The organism is Streptomyces sp. MnatMP-M17, from assembly GCF_900091995.1.
Taxonomy (GTDB): domain Bacteria; phylum Actinomycetota; class Actinomycetes; order Streptomycetales; family Streptomycetaceae; genus Streptomyces.
The window spans coordinates 1-3562 of the sequence record NZ_FMDK01000073.1; the positions used below are offsets into that span (position 1 = coordinate 1).

Sequence of the window (3562 nt, forward strand, 5' to 3'; positions counted from 1 at the left end):
CGGCGGCTGTCGCGGCGGCGCTGCGCGAAGAGAGCGCCGGCGCGGTGGCCGGCTGCGCCGCGACGGCACTGCTGATCAGCCCGGTCTCCTGGTCGCACCACTGGGTCTGGTGTGTGCCGATGGCACTGTATGTCGCGGTGCGCGTGGGAGCCGGGTGGGCGGCGGCGGGCTGGCTGATCTTCTGTTCGTATGCCCTGTGGTGGGGACGGCGCCCGTCCGGCGGCCCCGAACTGGCCCAGGGAAGCCTTCAGATGGCCCTCTGCGCGCTCTATCCGCTCACGGCCCTGGCCCTGATCGGACTGCTGCTCGGCGACACCGTCAGGGCCCGGAGAGCCCAGGGATCCCAGGAAGCCCAAAGAGCCAAGGGATACGGTCAGGCCGTGGCGAACGAGTAGAACCGCTTGAGCGTGCAGTGCTCGTCCAGGAGACGGCCGTAGATCGGCTCGCCCTCCAGCTCCCGGTAGGTCTCGATGGGATCGCCTTTTATGATCAGCGCCCGCGCGCACTCCTCGCACCAGTACTGGAACTCGGGGTTGAGCGGATCCATGTCGCGAACGATGGGCGTACCACTGCCGCACCAGTCGCATTTACGCCTGTGGGCACCCATCAATCAGCTCCAACAGTGGCCGCAGGCCGTACACACGTAGGAAATCCCGCCGTTGTCACCGAGCACTTGAGCCACCTGGGACGAACCGCACGAGGGACAGTTGAGGCCGACGAGCACCTCCGCCGGGACAAGCAGATCATCGGGCTCCTCGATGCTGCTGGCGGACAATACGGCTCTCCCTCCCGGTCCGGCCCTTCGTCCCCTTCGGTCGTCCGATTCTGCCACGCCGGAGCCTGGCGGGCAGCCGGAAAAAGCCTCCCGGTAAGGGCTTATACCGGACGTCGTCGAATCGCGGGACGCATCACCGTGCTGATGGGACCCGCCTCATCGCGTTGACGGGACCCGCCGCCGCGCCCAGGATCGCGGCTCCGGCGAGCGCGAGCGTACACACCAGGAGCGCGTCGCCCGGCGCATCAGGGCCCGGCACCGCCAGCCGGTTCAGGAAGAGCGTCCCGAATGTCGCAACTCCGATGAGCTGGCCGAGCTGGGTGACGGTGGCGAGCAGTCCGCTCGCGTCCGCCGCGTCCTCCTGGCGTACGGTCGCCAGCGCGCCCGTCAGTACGGGACTGAACCCGAGCGCCAGACCGGCACCTACACCGACGAAAGCGGCATACATGGCGAATCCTCCGTCGCCTATGTCGCGCAGCACCCAGCCCACGGCGGCGCAGGAGAGGGCCGTCAGCAGGAATCCGCCGGGAATCAGCGCCCGTTGCAGCCTCCGGGGCCAGTTCCGCCAGGTCAGTCCGACCAGGCCGAAGACCACGGCCATCGGCGCGAAGGTCAGTCCCGCGCGCAGCGCGCTGTAGCCCAGACCGCCCTGGACATAGAGGGTGAAGCTGAACAGGAAGCCCGCGTTGACCGCCATCACCAGCAGGATCCGCAGGGCCGCGAGGCCCATCCCGGGGATACGGAGCACTCTCGGCGCTATCAGCGGAGAGCCTCCGCGCCGGGCGAGCCGGGCTTCGAGCACAAGGAAGCAGCCGAAGAGCACAGCGGCGGTGGCCAGGGAGACCCACGTCCAGCGCGGCCAGTCCTCCTCCTGGCCGAGGACCAGCGGCACGGTGAAGAGCGAGACCGCCGCGGCCAGCAGCACCAGCCCCGGCAGATCCAGACCGCGGGCGCGCTCCGGTTCACCGCGGCGGTCGCGCGGCAGCACCCGGGCGCCCAGGACCAGCAGCGCCAGCCCGATCGGTACGTTCACCAGGAAGACCGGCCGCCAGCTCGTGCCGAACAGATCGGCGCTGACCAGCACACCGCCCAGCACCTGTCCCGCCGCGGCTCCGGTGGCGAGCACGGCCGCGTAGGCGCCGAGCGCCCGTACCCGCCGCTCACCGGCGAAGTTGCGCTGGATCAGACTGAGCACCTGCGGAATCATCAGCGCCGCGCCCGCGCCCTGGACCAGCCGGAAGGCGATCAACTGGCCGCTGCCCGCGGCCAGTCCGCAGGCGAGCGAGGCGACGGTGAAGACCGCGAGCCCACCCAGATACAGCCGGCGGTGGCCCAGCAGATCGCCGAGCCTGGCGCCGGTGATCAGCAGGACTGCGTACGCGATGGTGTAGCCCGCGATGACGAGCTGGAGTCCGGCGCCGGAGGCGTCGAGTTCGGTACGGATCGTCGGCGCCGCCACATTGACGATGAACACATCGAGCAGCGCCATGAACTGGGCCGCGAGCACCACGGCGAGCAGCAGACCGGGCCGGCCGCGAACGCCGGTGCCGGTGTCGGCGGCGGGGCCGACAGCGGCTGTGCCCCCGGCATTGTCAGTGGCGTCGTCTTTACTTGATCCGCGGGTGTGTTGAGGGTTCGCGGGTGAGGTGGTCGTCATGACACCGAGCCTGAGGGCGGTCGAGTACGGGTAACGAGAGCCCACCGATGCTGGTACTGACAGCACCTGGCAAGAGGCGGTGCGGGAACGGACGATGGAGGTGTGACAACGATGACGGTGCGGGATGCCACAGGCCGACGGCGCAGATCCGAGCTGGCGGTCTTTCTTCGCGGGCGCCGGGCGCGGGTGACGCCCGCCGATGTCGGGATGCCGCCGGGACTCCGCCGCCGTACGCCGGGACTGCGCCGCGAGGAGGTCGCCCAGCTCTCCGGCGTGGGCGTGACCTGGTACACCTGGCTGGAGCAGGGCCGTCCGATCAACGCCTCCGCGCAGGTGCTGGACGCGGTGGCGCGCACGCTGCGGCTCGACCGGACCGAGCGCGAGCATCTCTACCATCTCGCGGAGGTGCCGCACGAACCGGATCCGCAGGCCGACGCGGACGGTGTCGGCCCGGAGATCCAGGGCATCGTCGACACGCTCGATCCGCTTCCGGCGGTGGTGTACAACGCGCGGTACGACATCCTCGCGACCAATGCCGGCTATGACGACCTCTTCGACATCCCGATGATGCAGAAGTACGAACGTCCGAACGCGCTGTGGATCCTGTTCACCGCGCCCGAGGAGAAATGCCCGCTGGTCTTTCCCGAGACGGAGCTGCCGGTGATGGTGGCGACGCTGCGCGGCGCGTACGGACGGCATGTGGGCGAGCCCGGCTGGGAGTCGTTCGTCGGCCGGCTCTCGGCGGCCAGCCCGCACTTCGCCGAGCTGTGGGAGAGCGGCGATGTGATACCGCCGGGACCTCGGGTGAAGACCTTCCGGCACGAGGCGGTCGGCGAGATACGGATGACCTCGGTCTCGCTGTCGGTCAACGGGATGCCGGAGTGCCGGATCGTCGTCTACACACCGGTGGACGAGGAGAACCGGCAGCGGACGGCCACGCTACGGGCGCTGCGGCCCGGCGCGTAGAACTCCCCGGAGCAGGGACGTCACCGCACCCGCCGTGGACGCGTCCGTACAGCAGAAATCCCGCCCCCAACCGGGGACGGGATCCGGATTGTGGAGCTAAGGAGAATTGAACTCCTGACCTCCTGCATGCCATGCAGGCGCTCTACCAACTGAGCTATAGCCCC

Annotated in this window: 3 protein-coding genes, 1 tRNA gene and 1 pseudogene; 2 read left to right on the plus strand and 3 right to left on the minus strand. The window is 69.5% G+C overall.

Annotated elements, in window-relative coordinates; genetic code table 11:
- Positions 1-395, plus strand: a pseudogene (locus GA0115259_RS39985) (hypothetical protein); the annotation flags it as partial.
- Here the strand turns inward: GA0115259_RS39985 and GA0115259_RS03910 are convergent.
- Both GA0115259_RS03910 and GA0115259_RS03915 read right to left on the minus strand, forming a co-directional pair.
- Complete coding sequence (locus GA0115259_RS03910) at positions 374-607, minus strand: hypothetical protein (RefSeq protein ID WP_046498555.1); 234 nt, start codon at positions 605-607, stop codon at positions 374-376. The pseudogene GA0115259_RS39985 and the gene GA0115259_RS03910 overlap by 22 nt on opposite strands.
- A 301-nt stretch (positions 608-908) precedes the next feature.
- Positions 909-2264 carry an MFS transporter gene (locus GA0115259_RS03915; RefSeq protein ID WP_237539747.1) on the minus strand — a complete coding sequence of 452 codons (1356 nt, stop codon included), beginning with the start codon at positions 2262-2264 and terminating at the stop codon, positions 909-911.
- Between the two features lie 279 nt (positions 2265-2543).
- Between GA0115259_RS03915 and GA0115259_RS03920 the strand changes: the two genes are divergently transcribed.
- Positions 2544-3398 carry a helix-turn-helix transcriptional regulator gene (locus tag GA0115259_RS03920; protein WP_093590839.1) on the plus strand — a complete coding sequence of 285 codons (855 nt, stop codon included), beginning with the start codon at positions 2544-2546 and terminating at the stop codon, positions 3396-3398.
- A gap of 91 nt (positions 3399-3489) precedes the next feature.
- Here GA0115259_RS03920 and GA0115259_RS03925 read toward each other — a convergent pair.
- A tRNA-Ala gene (locus tag GA0115259_RS03925) sits at positions 3490-3562 on the minus strand.